The following is a 19,537-nucleotide window of genomic DNA, read 5'->3' as shown; positions in this document are numbered from 1 at the left end:
CGATGGTCGGTCAACCGCGCTCGCGCACCCAGAACAACGTGGCGCCGGCCACCGCCGCCGGCATCATCAGCACGTTGACCCCCGGGATCATCAGCGCCAGATAGGTGATCCCGCCAAAACCCATCGACTGCCAGCGTTTTTCGCGCAGCCAGGCGAGCATGTCCTGCCAGCTCATCTTGTTGTTGTCCGCCGGGTAGTCGATGTACTGGATGGCCATCATCCAGATACCGAACACCAGCCACAGCGGCGCGGCGATCACATTGACCACCGGGATGAACGACAGGATGAACAGGCCGATGGCCCGCGGCAGGAAGTAACCCAGCTTGCGCATCTCGCGGCTGAAGGTGCGCGGCACCATGGCCAGCAGCTCGCCCCAGCTGAACGGTGGGAAATTGTCTTGCCCGCGCGCCACCACCTCGACCTTCTCGGCGAGAAAACCGTTGAACGGCGCGGCGATGACGTTGGCCAGCATCGTGAAGGTGAAGAACACCATCAACAGCAGCAGGGCGACGAACAGCGGCCAGAGGATATAGCTGAGGAAGCTCAGCCACTCGGGCAGGGTCGGCATCAGCGCATCGACCCACAGGCTGAACTGGTGCCCGGCGAAGTAGATCAGGCCACCGAACAGCAGCAGGTTCACCGCCAGGGGCAGCAGCACGAACAGCCGCAGGCCGGGGCTCAGGACCAGTTTCAGGCCTTCGCGCAGGTACTGTGGGCCGGAAAGGACGGGGGCTTGCATCGGAGTGCTCCGCTTGAGGAAATCGCGCTGACCTTACCGAGTTTGACGCGCCGACGAAAGGCGCGGCGCTTCAGGGACACGGCATGTAACAAAGGATCTGGACAATGCCTATCGGTTTCTTCATCGGATAGAGACTGTCTATAAGGTGGATTGTCGAAGGATATTTCCTTAATCTCTGCGGCCTCGCTACAGTGCGCTCAACTTTTTTGCTTTTGGACCGACGCGTTGTAGCCTTCCCCAAGTGCTGCGTGGGTCCTTTTTAATTCCAGCTGGCGCATCCGGCACCATGATGCCGGCCCCGTGCGGCCCGCTCGACAGGAGTTCGACATGTCTGAAGTACGTCATTCGCGCGTCATCATTCTCGGTTCCGGCCCTGCCGGTTACAGCGCCGCGGTGTATGCCGCCCGTGCCAACCTCAAGCCGCTGCTGATCACCGGCATGCAGGCTGGCGGCCAGCTGACCACCACCACCGAAGTCGACAACTGGCCGGGCGACCCCCATGGCCTGACCGGCCCGGCCCTGATGCAGCGCATGCAGGAGCACGCCGAGCGTTTCGAGACCGAGATCGTCTTCGACCACATCAACGCGGTCGACCTGGCCAACAAGCCGTTCACCCTGCGTGGTGACAGCGGCACCTACACCTGCGATGCGCTGATCGTCGCCACCGGTGCCAGTGCCCGCTACCTGGGCCTGCCGTCGGAAGAAACCTTCATGGGCAAGGGCGTGTCGGCCTGCGCCACCTGCGACGGTTTCTTCTACCGCAACAAGCCGGTCGCGGTCGTCGGTGGCGGCAACACCGCCGTGGAAGAGGCGCTGTACCTGGCCAACATCGCCAGCAAGGTGACCCTGGTACACCGCCGTGACACCTTCCGCGCCGAGAAGATCCTGATCGACAAGCTGCACGCCCGTGTCGCCGAAGGCAAGATCGAGCTCAAGCTCAACGCCACCCTGGACGAAGTGCTGGGTGACAACATGGGCGTGACCGGCGCGCGCCTGAAAAACAACGATGGCAGCTTCGACGAGATCAAGGTCGACGGCGTGTTCATCGCCATCGGCCACACCCCGAACACCTCGCTGTTCGAAGGCCAGCTGACCCTCAAGGACGGCTACCTGGTGGTGCATGGCGGCCGTGAAGGCAACGCCACCGCCACCAACGTCGAAGGCGTGTTCGCCGCCGGTGACGTGGCCGACCACGTCTACCGCCAGGCCATCACCTCGGCCGGCGCCGGCTGCATGGCGGCCCTGGACGTCGAGCGCTACCTGGACGGCCTGGCCAACGCCGCGCACTGATCCAGCCGTTGCGGGTCAGCCCCGCGATGAAAAAACCGGCCATCTGGCCGGTTTTTTCATGCCTTGCGAAAACCTCAGAGGCTAAGGCGCATCGACAGGTCCACCGCCTTCACGTCCTTGGTCATCGCGCCAATGGAGATGTAGTCCACGCCCGTCTCGGCGATCACCCGCAGGGTGCTCTCGTTCACCCCACCGCTGGCCTCCAGCTTGGCCTTGCCGGCGGTGATGCGCACTGCCTCGCGCATCTCATCCAGGGTCAGCTCGTCAAGCATGACGATATCGGCCCCGGCCGCCAGCGCCTGGCGCAGTTCGTCCAGGCTCTCCACCTCGATCTCCACCGGCTTGCCCGGCGCGATGCGGTGCGCCGCCGCCACGGCCTCGGCCACGCCGCCGCTGGCGGCGATATGGTTCTCCTTGATCAGGAAGGCGTCGTACAGACCGATGCGGTGGTTGTGACAACCACCGCAGGTGACCGCGTACTTCTGCGCCAGGCGCAGGCCCGGCAGGGTCTTGCGGGTGTCGAGCAGGCGCACCTGGGTGCCCTCCACCAGGTCGGCCAGAAAACGCGCGCGGGTGGCCACGCCCGAGAGCATCTGCAGGAAGTTCAGCGCCGTGCGCTCACCGCTGAGCAGCGAGCGTGCCGGGCCTTCGAGATGGAACAGCGCCTGGTTGGCCGTGGCCCGCTCGCCATCGGCCACCTGCCAATGCACCGCGACTCGCGGGTCGAGCTGGCGAAACACCGCATCGACCCAGGCGGTGCCGGCGACCACGCAGTCCTCGCGGGTGATGATGGTGGCCTTGGCCAGGCGCTCGGCCGGGATCAGCTGGGCGGTGATGTCGCCGCTGCCGATGTCTTCCAGCAACGCGCGGCGCACGTTGGCTTCGATTTCGGCGGTCAGGTCGGCGAGACGTAGGTTCGGCATGGTCGGCTCCACAAGCTAGGTGGCGGCGATTATAGGGCAGGGGGGCGGCGTGTACAGCTGCCTGGCCGATGACCTTTGGTCGGGACGCGCGAGCGGATTGGCGATTGCAGTGTCAGTTCAGGGCGTGCGAATACGCGCTGGCAGCTGTCACTTTTTTCACCGATAATGGCGCCCAGTATTTGGCGTCATAGCTTTGACGATTTTCCTTCCAGTCGAACAACCAACATCCAGCAAGGAGTCCGGGATGCATAAAGAAGGCAAGGTGGTGCCCTTGGCGACCACCCTCGACCGGGGCGCGCGCGCGTCCTCGCCGTGCCTTCCCGTGCTGCTCCTGCAAGTGCGCGACAAGGCTGCCCTGCAACTGCGCCAGGGCTTGCAGGCGTTGTTCGACAATGCCGACGACACCCTCTTCGAGATGGCCGACAAGGCCAGTGGGCGTCTCGACCAGAACCTCTACTTCGAAGCCATGCGCGACCTGCGCCTCAAGCGCAAGAGCATCGAGCGTGGCTTCCTCGATACCTTCTACGATGCCTTCGCCCGCATTGGGCAGAACGATGCGCTGGCGTCGCTGGTCCGTGCGCAGCTGGCCCAGGGCGGGGTGTCGCTGGAGCGCTCGGTGGCGGTGCAGGCCATGGTCGACCGGGTGCTGTCGCGCGATGGCTTCATGCTCGAGCACCTGAACCTGCGTTTCGCCGCATTGCTCGAGACGCCCCTGGACGAGCCACGCAACCCGCTTGGTCCCGCCAGCCTGTGTGGCTATTTCCTCGAGGCCGGGCGCAGCCTGGGCGTGGGCGCCAACGTCAAGCTGGTGCTGCTCAAGCTGTTCGAGCGCGCGGTGCTGCGTGACCTCGACTTGCTGTATGGCGAAGCCAACCAGTTACTGGCCAGTGCCGGGGTATTGCCCGACCTCAAGCCCGCACCGCGTCGGCGCGCCGAGGACCGACGCGACATCGCCCGGCGCACGCCGACTGATCCGGCCTTGCATGCGCCAGGGGCGGACAGCGCCGGCCAGGCGTTCTTCGCCTCCCTGCAGGCGTTGCTGGCGCCAACCCGGGGGCGCGTGGCACCGCGCCTGCATACCGTCGGCGTGGCCCAGCCGATCAGCAGTGGCGACCTGCTGCGACTGCTCACCCACCTGCAGCACTACGTGCCGGCACCCGGCGCGCCGGACGACTTCAACCTCGGCCAGCAACTCGAACAACTGCTGCTGCGGGTCAGCGTGCGCAGTGGCACGCGTCGGCGCATCGCCACCAGCGACGAGGACATGATCAACCTGGTGGACCTGTTGTTCGCCTTCATCCAGGCAGACGCCAACCTGCCCGCGAGCCTGCGGGCGTTGATCGGTCGCCTGCAGATCCCGCTGCTCAAGGTGGCGCTCATCGACAAGGGGGTGTTCAGCCGCGCCAGCCACCCGGCGCGCCGCCTGCTCAACGAGATCGCGTCGGTGGCGATCGGTTGGGAGAACAGCGCCGAAGGCCTGCGCGACAGTCTGCACCTGCAGGTGGAACGTATCGTCCAGCGTCTGCTCAACGACTTTTCCGAGGACTGCGGACTGTTCAGCGAGCTGCTCGACGAGTTTCTGGCGTTCAGCCAGGACGAGCGGCGGCGCAACGAGTTGCTGGAGCAGCGCACCCGTGACGCGGAGGAAGGCCGGGCGCGGGCGCTGCTGGCGCGCCAGCGGGTACAGCACGAACTGAACCTGCGTCTGCGCGGCCGGGTGCTGCCGCGTGCGTTGGTGCAGATGCTGGAACAGGCCTGGAGCCAGGTACTGCTGCTGGCCTGGCTGAAGCAAGGCGATACTTCCACGGCATGGGACGAGGCGCTGGCGACGGTGGACGAGCTGCTCGCCAGCGTCGCGCCGCAGCAGGACCCATCCCGTCTGCTGGCCCGGGTACCGAGCCTGCTCAAGGCCCTGCGCGAGGGCCTGGCGGGCGTGGCGCTGGACTCGGCGGTCACGCGCGACTTTTTCCTGCAACTGGAGCAGTTGCACCTGCGGGCCTGTGGCGGGGCGCTGCAAGGTGACGATGATCTGCCCGAAGTGCTGGTGCAGGACGATATCGTCCTGGCTGTCAGCGATGAGCTCGCCCCGAGGCCATGCCTGCAGCTCGACGACCAGGATCCGGCCCTGCGTCAGGTGCAGCGCCTGCCCGTCGGCACCTGGGTCGAGGTGCTGGATGATGACGAGCCGCTGCGCTGCAAGCTGGTGGCGCGCATCGACAGCAGCGATCGCATCGTGTTCGCCAACCGTACCGGCCTGAAGGTCCGCGAGTGGAGTCGCGCCGGGCTCGCCGTGGCGCTGCGCCGTGGCGAGGTGCGCCTGCTCGATGCCGGCTCGCTGTTCGAGCGCGCCCTGGATGCGGTGCTCGAGCAATTGCACGGGCAGCGGCCGCAGTGATGCCGCTGGCGCCCTGAAATCCGCGCACAATCATTTACATGCAAGCGCCATCGGCGCACGGCATACTGACGGCCTGCCTCCGGCGTTTTTCAGGATCTGCCCCATGCAATTGGACCGTGCGACCGGCTGGTTCTCCGGCGTCAGCCACTGCCCCTCGCCGAATTTCAATGCCCGCCCCGAGGGCGAGGCCATCTCGCTGCTGGTCATTCACAACATCAGCCTGCCGCCTGCCTGTTTCGGTACCGGCAAGGTGCAGCAGTTCTTCCAGAACCGCCTGGACCCGAACGAGCATCCCTATTTCGCGAGCATCAACCACCTGACTGTCTCGGCGCACCTGTTCGTCGAGCGCGATGGCGCGGTGACCCAGTTCGTCTCGTTGCTCGATCGCGCCTGGCATGCCGGGGTGTCGCGCTTCGGCGAGCGTGAGGGGTGCAACGATTTTTCCATCGGTATCGAGCTCGAGGGCACCGACGAGCTGCCCTACACCGATGCCCAGTACGCCACCCTGGAGCGGCTGACCCGCGAGATCCGTGCGGCCTGGCCGGTGATCGACTCGCAACGCATCCGCGGCCACAGCGATATCGCCCCGCAGCGCAAGACCGATCCCGGCCCGGCCTTCGACTGGGCGCGTTATCGGGCTGCGCTGCAACGCAACGAGGACAAGGCATGAGTTTTCTGGTGTTGGTGCTGGCGCTGTGGGTCGAGAAATTCTCCGCCTTGCGCCAGCGGTTGCAGCGCGACGGCTTCTATCTGGGCGAGCTGGTGCGTCTGGAGCGCAATGGCAAGGTCCATCCCTGGTGGACGCTGGCCATCCTGATCCTCGCGCCAGTGGCGCTGCTGGCGCTGCTGCTGCATGTGCTGGAGCCGGTGGCTTACGGCCTGCTGGCGCTGCCGGTGCATCTGCTGGTGCTGGTCTACAGCCTGGGGCGTGGCGATGTGAAAGCGGCGTTGGGGCCGTTCCGTGATGCCTGGCGCCGAGGTGACGAGCAGGCCGCGCTGCATGTGGCCGAGCGTGACCTGGGGCTGGCGGCCGACGATGCCCAGGGCCTGATCAAACGGGTCCAGGGGCATCTGCTGTGGCAGGCCTACCAGAGCTTCTTCGCGGTGATCTTCTGGTACTTCCTGCTGGGCCCGGGCGCGGCACTGGCCTATCGCTTGCTCGCCCTGACCGCCGACAACAGCCGTCAGCCGGCGCTCAAGACCCTGGCCGGGCAGCTGCGCCATGCCATGGACTGGTTGCCGGTGCGGGTGATGGCGGTGAGCTTTGCCCTGGTCGGCAACTTCGTCGCGGTGACCCGGGTGATGCTGCACGAACTGCTCGACTGGCACATCAGCGCCGGGCACCTGGTGGCCAAGGTCGGGCGCGTGGCCGATGACATTCCCGAGGAAGAAGATCGCCAGCGCGGCCTGGAGCGACTGGACAGTCTGTGGGAACTGCTGCTGCGCTGCGCGGTGCTGTGGTATGCCTGCTTTGCCCTGTGGACCGTTCTGGTCTGAGGTATTGCCGGCCAATACACGCCACGTTTAACCATAAGTTACAAACCTTGAATTCAATTTGCGCTATACAAGGCTTCGGCCCACAGATGGCCTAGTGCTACCCCGCAGAAAAACAAGAATTCAAGGAGGTGACCTGTGAAGCGTCTGCTCTATCCGGCCATCGCACTGATGGACCGTCTGAGTTTCGGCATGAAGTTCAGCCTGATCAGCGTCCTGTTCTTCCTGCCCATGCTGGTCACCAGCTTCTATCTGGTCCGCGATGCCTACAGCCAGCTCCAGGCCACCCGTGGCGAGCTGCAAGGGCTGGTGCCGCTCGCCGAGAGCCTGGCCTTGCGCGGCGACCTGGAGACCTTGGGCAACCTGTTGCAGATCAACGCCGTGCTCGGCCAGTCGGGCCAGGCCGGTGATGTGGAGAGCCGCGTCGCCACCCAGCAGGACAAGGTCCAGGCCCTGCTCGATACCCTCGAAGGCAGCGACCCGGCAGTCGAAGCCAAGCGCGGCGAACTGGCCGAGGCCTTTGCCCGCGCCAGGGGCGAGACATCGCTGCAGAACAAGCTGGCGCTGTTCGACAAGCTGCTGGTCCAGGCTCAGGTACTGGGCAGGCTGGTCGCCAGCCAGGCGGGGCTGACGCAGGACAGCGAGGCCTCGGTACGCCAGCTCAGCGAGCTGATCGGCAGCGCCACGGCGCAGGTCACCCAGGCGATCGGTGAAGGCCGGGCGATGGGCGCCGTGGCGCTTGGGCGGGGCTTCATGGATTCCTCCGCCAGCGCACGCTTCGAAGACCTGCTGCAGCGTCTGGAACGCTTGTCCGCCGATTATGCGCTGCGCCTCGACGACGCCCTGGCGGCCGATACGCAGGCCAAGGCCGCCCTTGACGCCAGTGCCCAGGCCAGTCAGGCCACGGTCAGGCAGGCCGCGACGTTGTTCGAGGACCAGGTGGTGGTGGCCGAGACCCTGGACAGCCCCTGGGTCGCTTTCTACCAGCAATCCAGCGAACTGATGGCCCAGACCTATCGCCTCAACGACGCCGTGCTCGCGCACCTGCAAGGGCAACTGGAGCATCGCCTGGGCCAGCACCAGTTGCGCATGGTCGCACTGGTTGCCGCCCTGGCCACGGTGTTTGCGCTGATCATCTATCTGTACAGCGGCTTCTATGTCTCCACCCGCGCCACCCTCGGCAATCTGGGGCGCGCCATGGATCAGGTGGCCGCCGGCGACATGACCGTCAGCTTCCAGGCCAGCAGCCAGGACGAGCTGGGTGAGTTGGGGCGTGGCTTCAACGAGACCGTGCGGCGCATTCGCGGCCTGATCGAGCAAGTCGGCAAGACCGTGGTCACGGTCGAGGAGCAGGCCGGCCAGGTGCTGTCGGTATCCAGTCGCAGCAACCAGGCGGTCAGCGGCCAGCGCGAGCAGATCGAGCAGGTGGCCACGGCCATGAACCAGATGAGCGCCACGGCGCTGGAGGTCGCGCGCAGCGCCGCCCTGGCCGCCGAGGGCGCGCAGCGCGTCAATCACGAGAGCGCTTCGGGGCGCGACCTGGTGGCCAGCCAGCAGGGCAGCATCGCCCGCCTGGCCGGCGAGATCGACCAGAGCGTGGCCACGGTGAACCAGCTGGCGGGCGACAGCCAGGCCATCGGCCGCGTGCTGGAAGTGATCCGCAGTATCGCCGAGCAGACCAACCTGCTGGCGCTCAACGCCGCCATCGAAGCCGCCCGGGCTGGGGAACAGGGCAGGGGCTTCGCGGTGGTTGCCGATGAAGTGCGCACCCTGGCCAGGCGTACCCAGGACTCCACCGAGGAAATCGCGCAGATGATCCAGCGTCTGCAAGAGGGCGTGGGCGCGGCGGTGCGGGTGATGGGCAGCAGTCACCAGATGGCCGCTGGTACCGTGGACGAAGCGCGCCAGGTGCAGCAGGCGCTGGGCAACATCCTCGGCGCGGTGGGCGGGATCGTCGAGCAGAACCAGCAGATCGCCGCCGCCGTCGAGCAGCAGACCGCCGTGGCCCACGACATCGACCAGAACATCGTGGCGATCAACCGGGCGGCGCAGGCCACGACCGAGGGCGCCTGCCAGACCGAGGACGCCAGCCGGGCGTTGTCGGCGCAGGTGGTGGAGCTCAAGCGGTTGATCGGGGCGTTTCGGGTGTGATCGATGGCGGTACGTTCCCTGCTGGAGATCACCTGCGTAGGGAACTTGGTGTGGGAGCGGTTTTACCCGCGAACACCGGCGGAGCCGGTGCCAGGCATCGTGTTGGATGCTTCGCGGGTAAACCCGCTCCCACAGAATCTAGCTAAATCAATGAGTTACATTCAGGTCTGCAGGAGTGGCCTGCCAGCCAAACAGCTCGCAGGCATTGCGGCTGCTGGCCTCGGCCAGCAGTCCTGGGTCTATCCCCATGACCTCGGCCAGCGCCTGGGCAATCTCGGGTAGGTGTTCCGGGCTGTTGCGCAGCCCTGGGAACATCGCCGGAGCCATGTCCGGCGCATCGGTCTCCAGCACCACGCTGTCCAGCGGCAAGCGCGGCAGCGTCTTGCGCAGGCGCAATGCCTGCGGCCAGGTGCCGGCACCGCCGAGCCCCAGCTTGAAGCCCAGCTTGATGTACTCCCGCGCCTCTTCGTAGCTGCCGGCAAAGGCATGGATGATCCCCGCCCGCGCCGGCTTGTAGCGCTTGAGCGTGGCGATCACCTGGGCATGGCTGCGACGCACGTGCAGCAGCGAGGGCAATTGGAAGTCGCAGGCCAGTTGCAACTGGGCCTCGAACAGTGCCTGTTGGCGCGCTGGGTCCAGCTCGGGCAGGTAGTAGTCCAGGCCGAACTCGCCGACCGCGCAGAGCTTAGGGTCGCCCCGCAGGCGTTCTAGCCAGTCGCGCAGTCGCACCAGGTGCTCGGGCCGGTGCTGCTCCAGGTACACCGGGTGCAGCCCCAGCGCCGCGTACACGCGCTCATCGCTGCAGGCCAGGTCCCACACGCGCTGGAAATTGTCCTGCGACACCCCCAGCACCACCATGCGCTCCACCCCGCGCGCCGCCGCGTCGGCCAGCAGGCGCGAACGGTCGGCGTCGAAGTCGGGGAAGTCGAGGTGGGTGTGGGTGTCGATCAGGCGCATGCTCAGGCCTTGGCGATCCGTTGCTTGAACGTGCGGCCGATGGCGTGCACGCCGGGTTCGTAGCGCTTGTCTTCGATGGCGGCCAGGGCCAGCTCCAGTGCGGTGGCGGCGATCAGCCCATGCTGCTGGGCCATGGCGTTGACCGGCAGCGGCAGGAAGTCGAGCAGCTGGTTGTCACCGAAGGTGCCCAGTTGCAGCTGACGCGAATCCTCCGGGCGTGCCTGCAGGGTGTCGAACACGCCCTGCAGCAGCACGTAGGAGGTCGTCACCAGGGCGTCCGGCAGGCCGCCCAGTTCATCGATCAATTGCTGCATCAGACGCTGGCCGCACTCGCGGCTGAAGGCTTCGCCCTGATAGCGACGCGCTTCGCCATCGAAGCCTTGCAGGGCTTCGTCGAACCCACCGGCGCGGGCCTGGCTCACCGACAGCTCTGGGCGGGCGCCGATCAGGGCGATGCTACGCGGACGGGTGCTCAGCAGGCTCTGGGCCAGTTGGCGGCTGGCGTCGCGGTCGTCGCTGATCACCGAGCAGAAGTGCGCCGGGTCCAGGCGTCGGTCGATGGCGATCACCGGCAGGCCCTTGGCTTGCAGTTCGCGATAGCTGTCGTCTTCCGGCGGCAGGCAGCTGGCGACGAACAAGGCGTCGCAGCGCCGGGCGCGGAACAATTGCTGCAACTGGCGCTCGCTGTCGGGTTGGTCGTCGCTGCTGGCGATCAGCAGCTGGTAGCCGCGGGCGCGGGCGCCTTGCTCCAGCTGCTTGGCGATGCGGGCGTAGCTGGGGTTCTCCAGATCCGGGAGAATGAAGCCCAGCGTGCGGGTATGCCGGCTGCGCAGGCCGGCGGCCTGGGGATTGGGCGTGAAGCCGTGGGCCTCGACCACCGCGCGCACGCGCTCGACGGTGCTGTTGCTGATGCGTTGCTGTTCGGCCTTGCCATTGATGACGTAGCTGGCGGTGGTCACGGACACACCGGCCAGACGGGCGATATCGCTGAGTTTCACCGAATTTTCCTTGTTGTTTCCGGGACTGGCTGCGGGGCTTGACCGGCTAGTTTCACCCATCGGCGGGCCCGCGCGCAGACGACCATTGTCGCAATTGTCCGACAGGATGGGGCTTTTTCGTCGGCAGATTATCGAGTAACGTGGCCGTCTGGTCAGATTAAACGTTTCAGCAAGGCGAAATTTCCTGCCGCGAAATCCGTGTTCGCCCCTTGCGCTGTTCGTTTTGGCGGCTTTTGCCAGCGAATTCCACAACAATACCTCGGTGGCCGACTGGGCCGCCGCAAAAGGAGAGGGTCATGCTCGAGCTTGCCGTGGAGCAGATTGCCATGGGCCAGCGCGCCGCCGACAAGGGTCAGGCACTGGCGCTGCTGGCCGACCGGCTGGTTGCCGATGGTCTGGTCGCAGAGGGTTATCTGGCGGGGTTGCAGGCCCGGGAGGCGCAAGGCTCGACCTTCCTTGGCCAAGGCATCGCCATCCCCCACGGCACGCCGCAGACCCGTGATCAGGTGTTCGCCACCGGCGTGCGCCTGTTGCAGTTTCCCGATGGCGTGGACTGGGGCGATGGCCAGATCGTCTACCTGGCCATTGGCATCGCCGCGCGTTCCGATGAACACCTGCGCCTACTGCAACTGCTGACCCGCGCCCTGGGCGAGACCGACCTGGCCGAAGCGTTGCGTCGGGCCGCCAGCGCCGAGGCGCTGCTCAAGCTGCTGCAAGGCGCGCCACGGGAGCTGGCGCTGGATGCCCAGCTGGTTGGCCTCAACCTGGCGGCGGAAGACTTCGACGAGCTGGCCTGGCGCGGCGCTCGCCTGTTGCAACGGGCCGGGTGCGTCGACAGCGGTTTCGCCGCCGTGCTGCAGCAGACCGAAGCGCTGCCGCTGGGTGAGGGCCTGTGGTGGCTGCACAGCGAACGCGAGGTGCGCCAGCCGGGCCTGGCTTTCGTCACCCCGCAACAGCCTCTGCGCTACCGTGATCAGCCGCTCAATGGCCTGTTCTGCCTGGCCAGCCTCGGCGCGGCCCATCAGGCCCTGCTCGAACGGCTGTGCGAGGTATTGATCGAGGGCCGAGGGCAGATGCTCTACCAGGCCACCAGCAGCCGCGCGGTGCTCGAAGTGCTCGGCGGCGAGGCGCCCGCCGATTGGCCGAGCGCGCGCGCGCTGCTGGCCAACGCCCATGGCCTGCACGCTCGCCCGGCCAAGGTGCTGGCGCAGTTGGCCAAGGGCTTCGAGGGTGAGATCCGTGTACGTGTGCAAGGCAGCGACCAGCCCGCCGTCTCGGTGAAGAGCCTGAGCAAGTTGCTGAGCCTCGGCGTGCGCCGTGGCCAGGTTCTGGAATTGATCGCCGAGCCGGGCGTTGCCGCCGATGCCTTGCCAGTGCTGCTGGCTGCCATCGAGCAGGGGCTGGGCGAGGACGTAGAGCCCTTGGCGCAAACGACAGCGGTGGAGCAGTCAGCGGTCGAAACCCTCCAGGCCCCGGCGCCCGGCAGCACCCTGCTGGGTGTCGCGGCCGCGCCGGGTATCGCCAGTGGCCCGGCCCATGTCTGCGTCGAGCGCGAGATTGACTATCCGCTGCGCGGCGAGTCGCCTGGCCAGGAGCGCGCCAGTTTGCGAGTGGCCATCGACAAGGTGCATGCCGACCTGCAGGCCCTGGTGCAACGCAGCGACAAGGCCATCGGCGAAATCTTCGTCACCCACCAGGAAATGCTGGCCGATCCGGCCCTGACCGACGACGTCGAGCTGCGCCTGGCCCAGGGCGAGAGCGCCGCCGCCGCATGGATGGCGGTGATCGAGAGCGCCGCCCGCCAGCAGGAGGCGCTGCACGATGCGCTGCTGGCCGAGCGCGCCGCCGACCTGCGTGACATCGGTCGCCGGGTGCTGGCACAGCTGTGTGGCGTGCAGCAGGGCGCCGAACCCGAACAACCCTACGTGCTGGTGATGGCCGAGGTCGGTCCGTCCGATGTTGCCCGCCTGGACCCGGCCCGGGTCGCCGGTATCGTCACCGCCCAGGGCGGCGCCACGGCGCACAGCGCCATCGTCGCCCGGGCCTTGGGCATTCCGGCGGTGGTCGGGGCCGGGGCGGCGATACTGTTGCTGCAAAGCGGCACGCCGCTGCTGCTCGACGGCCAGCGCGGACGCGTCGTGGTCGCGCCGCCAGAGGCCGAGTTGCAACGGGCCCTGGCCGAGCGCGATGCCCGTGAGCGCCGGTTGCAGATCGCCTGGGCCAACCGCCATGAGCCCGCGCAGACTCGCGACGGCCATGCCGTCGAAGTGTTCGCCAACATCGGCGAAAGCAACGGCATCGAAAAGGTGGTGGAGCAGGGCGCCGAAGGCATTGGCCTGCTGCGCACCGAACTGATCTTCATGGCCCATTCACAGTTGCCTGACGTGGCGACCCAGGAGGCCGAATACCGTCGGGTGCTCGATGGCCTGAACGGGCGGCCACTGGTGGTCCGTACCCTCGATGTGGGTGGCGACAAACCTTTGCCGTACTGGCCGATCGCGGCCGAGGAAAACCCCTTCCTCGGCGTGCGTGGCGTGCGCCTGACCCTGCAACGTCCGCAGGTGATGGAGGATCAACTGCGCGCCCTGCTGCGCGCGGCGGATGGCCGCCCGCTGCGTATCATGTTCCCCATGGTCGGCCAACTGCACGAGTGGCGCGCCGCCAAGGCCATGGTCGAGCAGCTGCGCCAGGAGATCCCGGTGGCTGATCTGCAGGTGGGCATCATGGTCGAGGTGCCCTCGGCTGCCTTGCTGGCGCAGCAGCTGGCTCGCGAAGTGGACTTCTTCAGCATCGGCACCAACGACCTCACCCAGTACACCCTGGCCATCGACCGTGGCCACCCGAGCCTCTCGGCCCAGGCCGACGGCTTGCACCCGGCGGTGCTCAACCTGATCGACATGACCGTGCGCGCCGCCCATGCCCAGGGCAAGTGGGTGGGCGTATGCGGCGAGCTGGCGGCCGATCCGCAAGCGGTGGCGGTGCTGCTGGGCCTGGAGGTGGACGAGCTGAGCGTCGCCGCCCGCAGCATCCCTGAAGTCAAGGCACTGGTGCGCCAGGCCGACCTTTCAACGGCCCGCGCCCTGGCGCGCGAGGCCCTGCGACAAGACAGCGCCGAGGCAGTTCGGGCGCTGGTGGAGCGTTATTGATGGCCAAGATCCTCACCCTCACCCTCAACCCGGCGCTGGACATCACCATCGGCCTCGATCGGCTGCGCCCCGGCGCGGTCAACCGCAGCCAGGCCCAGCACAGCCATGCCGCCGGCAAGGGGCTGAACGTCGCCCAGGTGCTGGCCGATCTGGGCCACCAGGTGACCGTCGGCGGTTTCCTCGGGCTCGACAACCTGGCGCCGTTCGAGGCGCTGATCGCCCAGCGCGGGTTTGTCGACTGCTTCGTCCGCGTGGCGGGCGAGACTCGCAGCAACATCAAGCTGGTCGAAGCCGATGGCCAGGTCACCGATATCAACGGGCCGGGGCCCGAGGTCGACGAGGCCGCTCGCGACACCTTGTTGCGCCGCCTGGCTCAGGTGGCCCCAGGGCATGATGCCGTGGTGGTGGCTGGCAGCCTGCCGCGGGGGATCAGCCCCGAGTGGTTGCGCGAGCTGCTGCTGATGCTCAAGTCGCTGGGCCTGAAGGTGGCCCTGGACAGCAGCGCGGACGCCTTGCGCGCTGGCCTGGAAGCCGCGCCCTGGCTGGTCAAGCCCAACACCGAGGAGCTGGGCGAGGTGCTCGGGTTGCCCGTGCAGGATCCGGTCGGCCAGCGCGCCGCCGCGCAGCGGTTGCTGGCCAGCGGCATCGAGCATGTGGTGGTGTCCCAGGGCGAGCAGGGCGTGAGCTGGTTCGCCGCCGACCTGGCACTGCACGCGCAACCGCCGAAAGTGCGCATCGCCAGCACGGTAGGTGCCGGTGATTCGCTGGTAGCGGGCATGGTCCATGGCCTGCTTCAGGCCGAAGCGCCCGCCGTCACCTTGCGCCGCGCCACCGCCATCGCCGCCCAGGCGGTCACTCAGGTCGGTTTCGGCATCCACGATCGCGAGCAACTGGCGCGCCTGGAAGCCGCCGTGCACCTGGCAGAACAACAAGAAGAGGGCTGCTGATGAACATCGCCATTGTCACCGCCTGTCCCAACGGCCAGGTATCCAGCGTGCTCAGCGCTCGCCTGCTGGCCGCCGCGGCCCAGCGTCGAGGCTGGAGCACCAGTGTCGAGGTGCAGGATGCCGAGCACCCCGAGCGCCGCCTGACGCCGGCACAGATCCTGGAGGCCGACTGGGTGCTGGTGGTCAGCACCGGGCCGGTGGACCTGGCGCGCTTCGCGGGCAAGCGTCTGTTCCAGAGCACGCCGGCCCAGGCGCTGGCGGACCGTGAAGGCTTTCTCGACGAAGCCGCGGCCGGGGCTCGGATGTGGGAAGCGGCGCCATCCTCACGGCAGAGTGCGCCGAAGATCGTCGCGGTGACCGCCTGCCCGACCGGCGTGGCCCACACCTTCATGGCCGCCGAAGCCCTGCAGCAGGCGGCGCAGGCCCTGGGCTACCAGCTCACCGTGGAAACCCAGGGCTCGGTCGGCGCGCGCAATCCACTACCGCCCGAAGCCATCGCCGACGCCGATGTCGTGCTGCTGGCCGCCGACATCGAAGTGCCCGCGGCCCGCTTCGCCGGCAAGCGCATCTACCGCTGCGGCACCGGCATCGCCCTCAAGCAGGCCCGCGCCACGCTGGACAAGGCACTGGCCGAGGGCAAGGTGGAAAGCGCGGCGGATGCGCCCAGCGCGTCGCCGAATGCCGAGAAGGCCGGCGTCTACAAGCACCTGCTGACCGGCGTCTCGTTCATGCTGCCGATGGTGGTGGCCGGCGGCCTGCTGATCGCCCTGTCGTTCGTGTTCGGCATCGAGGCCTACAAGGAGCCCGGCACGCTACCCGCCGCGCTGATGCAGATCGGCGGCGAAGCGGCGTTCAAGCTGATGGTGCCGCTGCTCGCCGGCTACATCGCCTGGTCCATCGCCGACCGTCCGGGCTTGGCGCCCGGGATGATCGGCGGCCTGCTGGCCAGCACGCTCGGCGCCGGTTTCATCGGTGGTATCGTCGCCGGCTTCCTCGCGGGCTACAGCGCCAAGGCCATCGCCCGTTGGGTTCGCCTGCCCAGCAGCCTCGACGCGCTCAAGCCGATCCTGATCATTCCACTGCTGGCCAGCCTGTTCACCGGCCTGGTGATGATCTACGTGGTCGGTCAGCCCGTGGCCGCCATGCTCGAGGGGCTGACCCATTTCCTCGACAGCATGGGCACCACCAACGCCATCCTGCTCGGGCTGCTGCTCGGCGGCATGATGTGCGTCGACCTCGGTGGGCCGATCAACAAGGCCGCCTATGCGTTCTCGGTGGGGCTGCTGGCGTCGTCGAGCTATGCGCCGATGGCCGCGACCATGGCCGCCGGCATGGTGCCGCCGATCGGCCTGGGCATCGCCACTTTCCTGGCCCGGCGCAAGTTCGCCCAGAGCGAACGCGAGGCCGGCAAGGCCGCCTTGGCGCTGGGGCTGTGCTTCATTTCCGAAGGGGCGATCCCGTTCGCGGCCAAGGATCCTTTGCGGGTGATTCCGGCGAGCATCGCCGGTGGCGCATTGACCGGGGCTTTGTCGATGTATTTCGGCTGCAAGCTGATGGCGCCCCATGGCGGGCTGTTCGTGCTGCTGATCCCCAATGCGATCAACCATGCGCTGTTGTACCTGCTGGCGATCGTGGCGGGGAGCCTGGTGACGGCGGTGGTGTATGCGGTGATCAAGAAGAGCGAGCAGGTCGAACTGGTGGTGGCGCCGGCCAAGGGGTAACCCGCCCTGCGCAATTCCTGTAGGAGCGGCCTTGTGTCGCGAAAGGGGCGCGAAGCGGCCCCGGCGATTGTTGCATGAACGCTGAAATCCAGGGGCCGCTTTGCGGCCCGATCGCGACACAAGGCCGCTCCTACAGAGGGCCGTCACCCCCGCGTCTTGCCCCGCAACGGTTTCAACAGATCGCCCAACCCGTTGTGGTCGATCTCGTGCATCAACGCCAGCAACCCGCCCAGCTCTCCGGGCGGAAACCCCTTGCGCGCGAACCATGCCAAGTAGTCGCCGGGCAGGTCGGCGATGATTCGCCCCTGGTACTTGCCGAAGGGCATGGTGCGGGTAACCAGCAGTTGCAGGGATTCGGGCTTCATCAGGTGGTGGCCTGTGGCGGGTGATGCGCGGACCATACTGCAAACTGCACGACGACCCAAGCGCCGATCATGCAGAACGCCGTTTCCCAGCGTTTTTATAAAAATATAACTTGTTGATTTAATTGGATTATTTTTTAGATTTCGGCCTGGCATGAAGCCTGCTCGGGTAAAGGTGACTTCCACCTGCCAAGGAGTAGTTGCCATGAGCAATCCCAACAAAGACACGATCGATGTGCTCAACGACCTGATCGAGTACAGCAAGGATGGCGAGAAAGGTTTCAAGACCTCCGCCGAGGATGTGAAGAACCCTGAACTCAAGGCGTTCTTCGCGCAGCGTGCCGGTGAGTGCGCCAGCGCCGCGGCCGAGTTGCAGAGCGAAGTGCGTCGTTTGGGCGGCGATCCGGAAACCAGCACCAGCATCAGCGGTGACCTGCATCGTGGCTGGGTGAACCTCAAGTCGATGGTTACCGGCAAGGACGAGGAAGCGGTGCTCAACGAAGTCGAGCGCGGTGAGGACCATGCCCTGAAAGCCTACAAGGAAGCGCGCGAGAAGCTGGTCAAGCTGGGGCGCTCCGCCAATGACCAGAGCTATGCGCTGGTGGAGAAACAGCTGCAGGGTGTGCAGCGCAATCATGACCAGGTGAAGGCGCTGCGTAACGCGGCGCGGGCTCGGTCTTGATACTTTTGGGGCCGTTCTGCGGCCCCTAGCCCTGAGGCCCTTCCACCCGGTTTCGCCCATTGGCCTTGGCCCGGTACAAGGCTTCGTCGGCGTCGCCCAACAGGGCCGTCAAGTCCTGCTGCATCCCGGGAACATGCAGGCCGATGCCGACGCTGACGGTCACCGAACGCTGGTCATCGCCGAACGGTGGCATCGCCTCGACGCTGGCGCGAATGCGCTCGGCCAGCAGCAGGGCGCCGGCCAGCTCGGTCTCCGGCAACACCACCTGGAACTCCTCCCCGCCGTAGCGTGCCGCCAGGTCCGCCGGGCGGCGGGTGCACAGCGCCAGGGTCGTGGCCACCTCGCGCAGCACATGGTCGCCACCGGCATGGCCATGGCGCTGGTTGAATGCCTTGAAATGATCCACATCCACCATCAGCACCGCCAGCGGCTTGCGGTTGCGCTGCGCGCGCGCCCACTCCTGGCGCAGCACCTGGTCCAGGCGGCGCCGATTGGCCAGCCCGGTGAGGCTGTCGGTCGCCGCCAAGGCCGCCAGGCCTTGCTCGGCATCGTGACGGCGGCGCAGCTCACGGCCCAGCAGCAAGGTGAGCCAGAGAATGCCGATGCACAGCACGCCAGTGGCGACGCTGACCAGGATCGCCGTGCGCCGCCACGACTGGAACACCTCGTCGGCCGAGTGCACCACCAGCACGATCAGCGGCAGGTCGGCGACTCGGGCGAAGGTGTACATGCGCTGGCCGCCCGTAGTCATGGACGTGGCGGTGAAGCTGCCGCTGCGCTCGATCAGGATGCGCTGGAAATTGGGGCGTTCGCTGTAGCTGGTCCCGATCAACGGATCCTGCGCACGGGTCGGCTGACGGGCCAGCAGTTGGCCGTTGGTGTTGAGCAGGTTGATGCTGCTGTCCACGCCGATGTCCAGGCGCTGGAACAGCTCGTTGAAATAGGACAGGCGCAAGGCGCCGGCGGCCAGCCCCTGGAATTCGCCGTTGGCGTCGGAAATGCGCCGGCTGAAGCTGATGCACCAGTCCAGATTGCCCAGCCGCGCCTTGAATGGCGGGCTGATCAGCAGGCCCAGGCCGGGGTGTTCGCGATGGGTCTGGAATGGCACCGTGTCGGCGAAGTTGGCCTGGCGCGGCACCGCGCTGGTGGAGTCACCGAGCACATCGCCCTTGGCGTCGAGCCAGAGGATGTCGCCGCGCACGGGGGCGGAGAAGGCCTGGTTGAACAGGATCTGTTGGCGCAGCTTGCTCGGCACGTTGAGCAGTTCGGGATGCTGCACGGCCCAGATCAGGCCCTTGAGTGACTGGTCGTAGAGCTCGACGTTGCGCAGGATGTCGCTTTCGATCAGCTGCACGATGTTGCTCGACGAACGCATGGCCGACTGCTCGACACTGTCGCGCTCACGGGCCAGCAGGTAGCTGACGATGGCAACAATGGCGAGCACGGCGAGGCAGCTGCCCAGGTTGAGGACCAGCTCGGGGTGCGACTTGTACAGGGCGGATCGTGGTGATCGGGTGGGCAACGTCATGCTCGCTACTGCATAAGCCCCGGGATCCATGGGGAGTGGGCCAAAAAGCGGCGGCGGTATTTTAGGCAAGAGGGGGATTGTCGGACAAGATCAAAGCTGTTTCGCCCGACGGAAATGCTTCAGCAGGGGCCTGCGCGAGCAACTGTCCTGCTCGGATGTCTCGATCTGGCGCGATCCGTGTGGGAGCAACTGTCTTGCTCAATT

Annotated in this window: 15 protein-coding genes and 1 pseudogene; 10 read left to right on the top strand and 6 right to left on the bottom strand. The window is 66.8% G+C overall.

Going from position 1 to position 19,537, the window contains the following annotated elements:
- Positions 1-10: 10 nt before the first annotated feature.
- A complete protein-coding gene (gene cysZ / locus ACYUME_RS22075) occupies positions 11-739 on the bottom strand; it encodes a sulfate transporter CysZ (RefSeq protein ID WP_279883354.1) in 729 nt (242 codons plus the stop codon).
- A 327-nt stretch (positions 740-1,066) separates the two neighbouring features.
- On the opposite strand from cysZ, the gene trxB reads away from it, so the two are divergent.
- Positions 1,067-2,029 (top strand): thioredoxin-disulfide reductase, encoded by a 963-nt coding sequence (gene trxB / locus ACYUME_RS22070; protein ID WP_028689829.1) that lies wholly within the window; start codon positions 1,067-1,069, stop codon positions 2,027-2,029.
- A 74-nt stretch (positions 2,030-2,103) separates the two neighbouring features.
- Here the strand turns inward: trxB and nadC are convergent, their stop codons facing one another.
- Complete coding sequence (nadC, locus tag ACYUME_RS22065) at positions 2,104-2,952, bottom strand: carboxylating nicotinate-nucleotide diphosphorylase (RefSeq protein WP_460416878.1); 849 nt, start codon at positions 2,950-2,952, stop codon at positions 2,104-2,106.
- Between the two features lie 244 nt (positions 2,953-3,196).
- Here nadC and ACYUME_RS22060 point away from each other — a divergent pair, with 244 nt between their 5' ends.
- The 5 genes and pseudogenes from ACYUME_RS22060 (at position 3,197) to ACYUME_RS22040 (ending at position 8,992) form a co-directional block, all read left to right on the top strand.
- On the top strand, positions 3,197-5,347 hold the full coding sequence (locus tag ACYUME_RS22060) for a DUF1631 domain-containing protein (RefSeq protein WP_460416876.1): 2,151 nt from the start codon (positions 3,197-3,199) through the stop codon (positions 5,345-5,347).
- 103 nt (positions 5,348-5,450) lie between these two features.
- On the top strand, positions 5,451-6,017 hold the full coding sequence (gene ampD, locus ACYUME_RS22055) for a 1,6-anhydro-N-acetylmuramyl-L-alanine amidase AmpD (RefSeq protein WP_279880720.1): 567 nt from the start codon (positions 5,451-5,453) through the stop codon (positions 6,015-6,017).
- Positions 6,014-6,844 (top strand): regulatory signaling modulator protein AmpE, encoded by an 831-nt coding sequence (gene ampE, locus ACYUME_RS22050; protein WP_460416874.1) that lies wholly within the window; start codon positions 6,014-6,016, stop codon positions 6,842-6,844. Before ampD ends, ampE begins: the two co-directional genes overlap by 4 nt.
- Positions 6,845-7,012: 168 nt before the next feature.
- A pseudogene (locus tag ACYUME_RS22045) lies at positions 7,013-8,086 on the top strand (methyl-accepting chemotaxis protein); the annotation flags it as partial.
- Positions 8,063-8,992 carry a methyl-accepting chemotaxis protein gene (locus ACYUME_RS22040; RefSeq protein ID WP_460419423.1) on the top strand — a complete coding sequence of 310 codons (930 nt, stop codon included), beginning with the start codon at positions 8,063-8,065 and terminating at the stop codon, positions 8,990-8,992. The pseudogene ACYUME_RS22045 and the gene ACYUME_RS22040, both read left to right, overlap by 24 nt.
- Positions 8,993-9,139: 147 nt before the next feature.
- Here ACYUME_RS22040 and ACYUME_RS22035 read toward each other — a convergent pair whose 3' ends face one another.
- Positions 9,140-9,949 carry a TatD family hydrolase gene (locus ACYUME_RS22035; RefSeq protein ID WP_460416872.1) on the bottom strand — a complete coding sequence of 270 codons (810 nt, stop codon included), beginning with the start codon at positions 9,947-9,949 and terminating at the stop codon, positions 9,140-9,142.
- 2 nt (positions 9,950-9,951) lie between these two features.
- On the bottom strand, positions 9,952-10,947 hold the full coding sequence (gene cra / locus ACYUME_RS22030) for a catabolite repressor/activator (RefSeq protein WP_279880712.1): 996 nt from the start codon (positions 10,945-10,947) through the stop codon (positions 9,952-9,954).
- Positions 10,948-11,243: 296 nt separating this feature from the next.
- Between cra and ptsP the strand changes: the two genes are divergently transcribed.
- The 3 genes from ptsP to ACYUME_RS22015 are packed head-to-tail and all read left to right on the top strand — an operon-like array spanning position 11,244 to position 16,761.
- Positions 11,244-14,093 (top strand): phosphoenolpyruvate--protein phosphotransferase, encoded by a 2,850-nt coding sequence (gene ptsP / locus ACYUME_RS22025; protein ID WP_460416870.1) that lies wholly within the window; start codon positions 11,244-11,246, stop codon positions 14,091-14,093.
- Positions 14,093-15,040 (top strand): 1-phosphofructokinase, encoded by a 948-nt coding sequence (pfkB, locus tag ACYUME_RS22020; protein ID WP_460416868.1) that lies wholly within the window; start codon positions 14,093-14,095, stop codon positions 15,038-15,040. The genes ptsP and pfkB overlap by 1 nt, the downstream gene beginning before the upstream one ends.
- Positions 15,040-16,761, top strand: a complete 1,722-nt coding sequence (locus tag ACYUME_RS22015; RefSeq protein ID WP_460416866.1) for a PTS fructose-like transporter subunit IIB — start codon at positions 15,040-15,042, stop codon at positions 16,759-16,761. Before pfkB ends, ACYUME_RS22015 begins: the two co-directional genes overlap by 1 nt.
- A gap of 143 nt (positions 16,762-16,904) precedes the next feature.
- Here ACYUME_RS22015 and ACYUME_RS22010 read toward each other — a convergent pair whose 3' ends face one another.
- Complete coding sequence (locus ACYUME_RS22010) at positions 16,905-17,126, bottom strand: DUF3820 family protein (protein WP_110736839.1); 222 nt, start codon at positions 17,124-17,126, stop codon at positions 16,905-16,907.
- A gap of 202 nt (positions 17,127-17,328) precedes the next feature.
- On the opposite strand from ACYUME_RS22010, the gene ACYUME_RS22005 reads away from it, so the two are divergent.
- Complete coding sequence (locus ACYUME_RS22005; protein ID WP_279880682.1) at positions 17,329-17,805, top strand: ferritin-like domain-containing protein; 477 nt, start codon at positions 17,329-17,331, stop codon at positions 17,803-17,805.
- 25 nt (positions 17,806-17,830) lie between these two features.
- Here ACYUME_RS22005 and ACYUME_RS22000 read toward each other — a convergent pair whose 3' ends face one another.
- Positions 17,831-19,327 (bottom strand): GGDEF domain-containing protein, encoded by a 1,497-nt coding sequence (locus ACYUME_RS22000; RefSeq protein ID WP_279880726.1) that lies wholly within the window; start codon positions 19,325-19,327, stop codon positions 17,831-17,833.
- Positions 19,328-19,537 lie beyond the last annotated feature (210 nt).

The sequence above is a fragment of the Pseudomonas sp. microsymbiont 2 genome, assembly GCF_054788395.1.
The sequence above is the reverse complement of the archived record's forward strand: the minus strand, read 5'-3'. Positions and strand labels throughout refer to the sequence as shown.

What these genes read in the sequence shown, in the direction of transcription:
- cysZ (WP_279883354.1), bottom strand. Translation starts at nt 739, where the DNA reads ATGCAAGCCCCCGTCCTTTCCGGCCCACAGTACCTGCGCGAAGGCCTG.
- trxB (WP_028689829.1), top strand. Translation starts at nt 1,067, where the DNA reads ATGTCTGAAGTACGTCATTCGCGCGTCATCATTCTCGGTTCCGGCCCT.
- nadC (WP_460416878.1), bottom strand. Translation starts at nt 2,952, where the DNA reads ATGCCGAACCTACGTCTCGCCGACCTGACCGCCGAAATCGAAGCCAAC.
- ACYUME_RS22060 (WP_460416876.1), top strand. Translation starts at nt 3,197, where the DNA reads ATGCATAAAGAAGGCAAGGTGGTGCCCTTGGCGACCACCCTCGACCGG.
- ampD (WP_279880720.1), top strand. Translation starts at nt 5,451, where the DNA reads ATGCAATTGGACCGTGCGACCGGCTGGTTCTCCGGCGTCAGCCACTGC.
- ampE (WP_460416874.1), top strand. Translation starts at nt 6,014, where the DNA reads ATGAGTTTTCTGGTGTTGGTGCTGGCGCTGTGGGTCGAGAAATTCTCC.
- ACYUME_RS22040 (WP_460419423.1), top strand. Translation starts at nt 8,063, where the DNA reads ATGACCGTCAGCTTCCAGGCCAGCAGCCAGGACGAGCTGGGTGAGTTG.
- ACYUME_RS22035 (WP_460416872.1), bottom strand. Translation starts at nt 9,949, where the DNA reads ATGCGCCTGATCGACACCCACACCCACCTCGACTTCCCCGACTTCGAC.
- ptsP (WP_460416870.1), top strand. Translation starts at nt 11,244, where the DNA reads ATGCTCGAGCTTGCCGTGGAGCAGATTGCCATGGGCCAGCGCGCCGCC.
- pfkB (WP_460416868.1), top strand. Translation starts at nt 14,093, where the DNA reads ATGGCCAAGATCCTCACCCTCACCCTCAACCCGGCGCTGGACATCACC.
- ACYUME_RS22015 (WP_460416866.1), top strand. Translation starts at nt 15,040, where the DNA reads ATGAACATCGCCATTGTCACCGCCTGTCCCAACGGCCAGGTATCCAGC.
- ACYUME_RS22010 (WP_110736839.1), bottom strand. Translation starts at nt 17,126, where the DNA reads ATGAAGCCCGAATCCCTGCAACTGCTGGTTACCCGCACCATGCCCTTC.
- ACYUME_RS22005 (WP_279880682.1), top strand. Translation starts at nt 17,329, where the DNA reads ATGAGCAATCCCAACAAAGACACGATCGATGTGCTCAACGACCTGATC.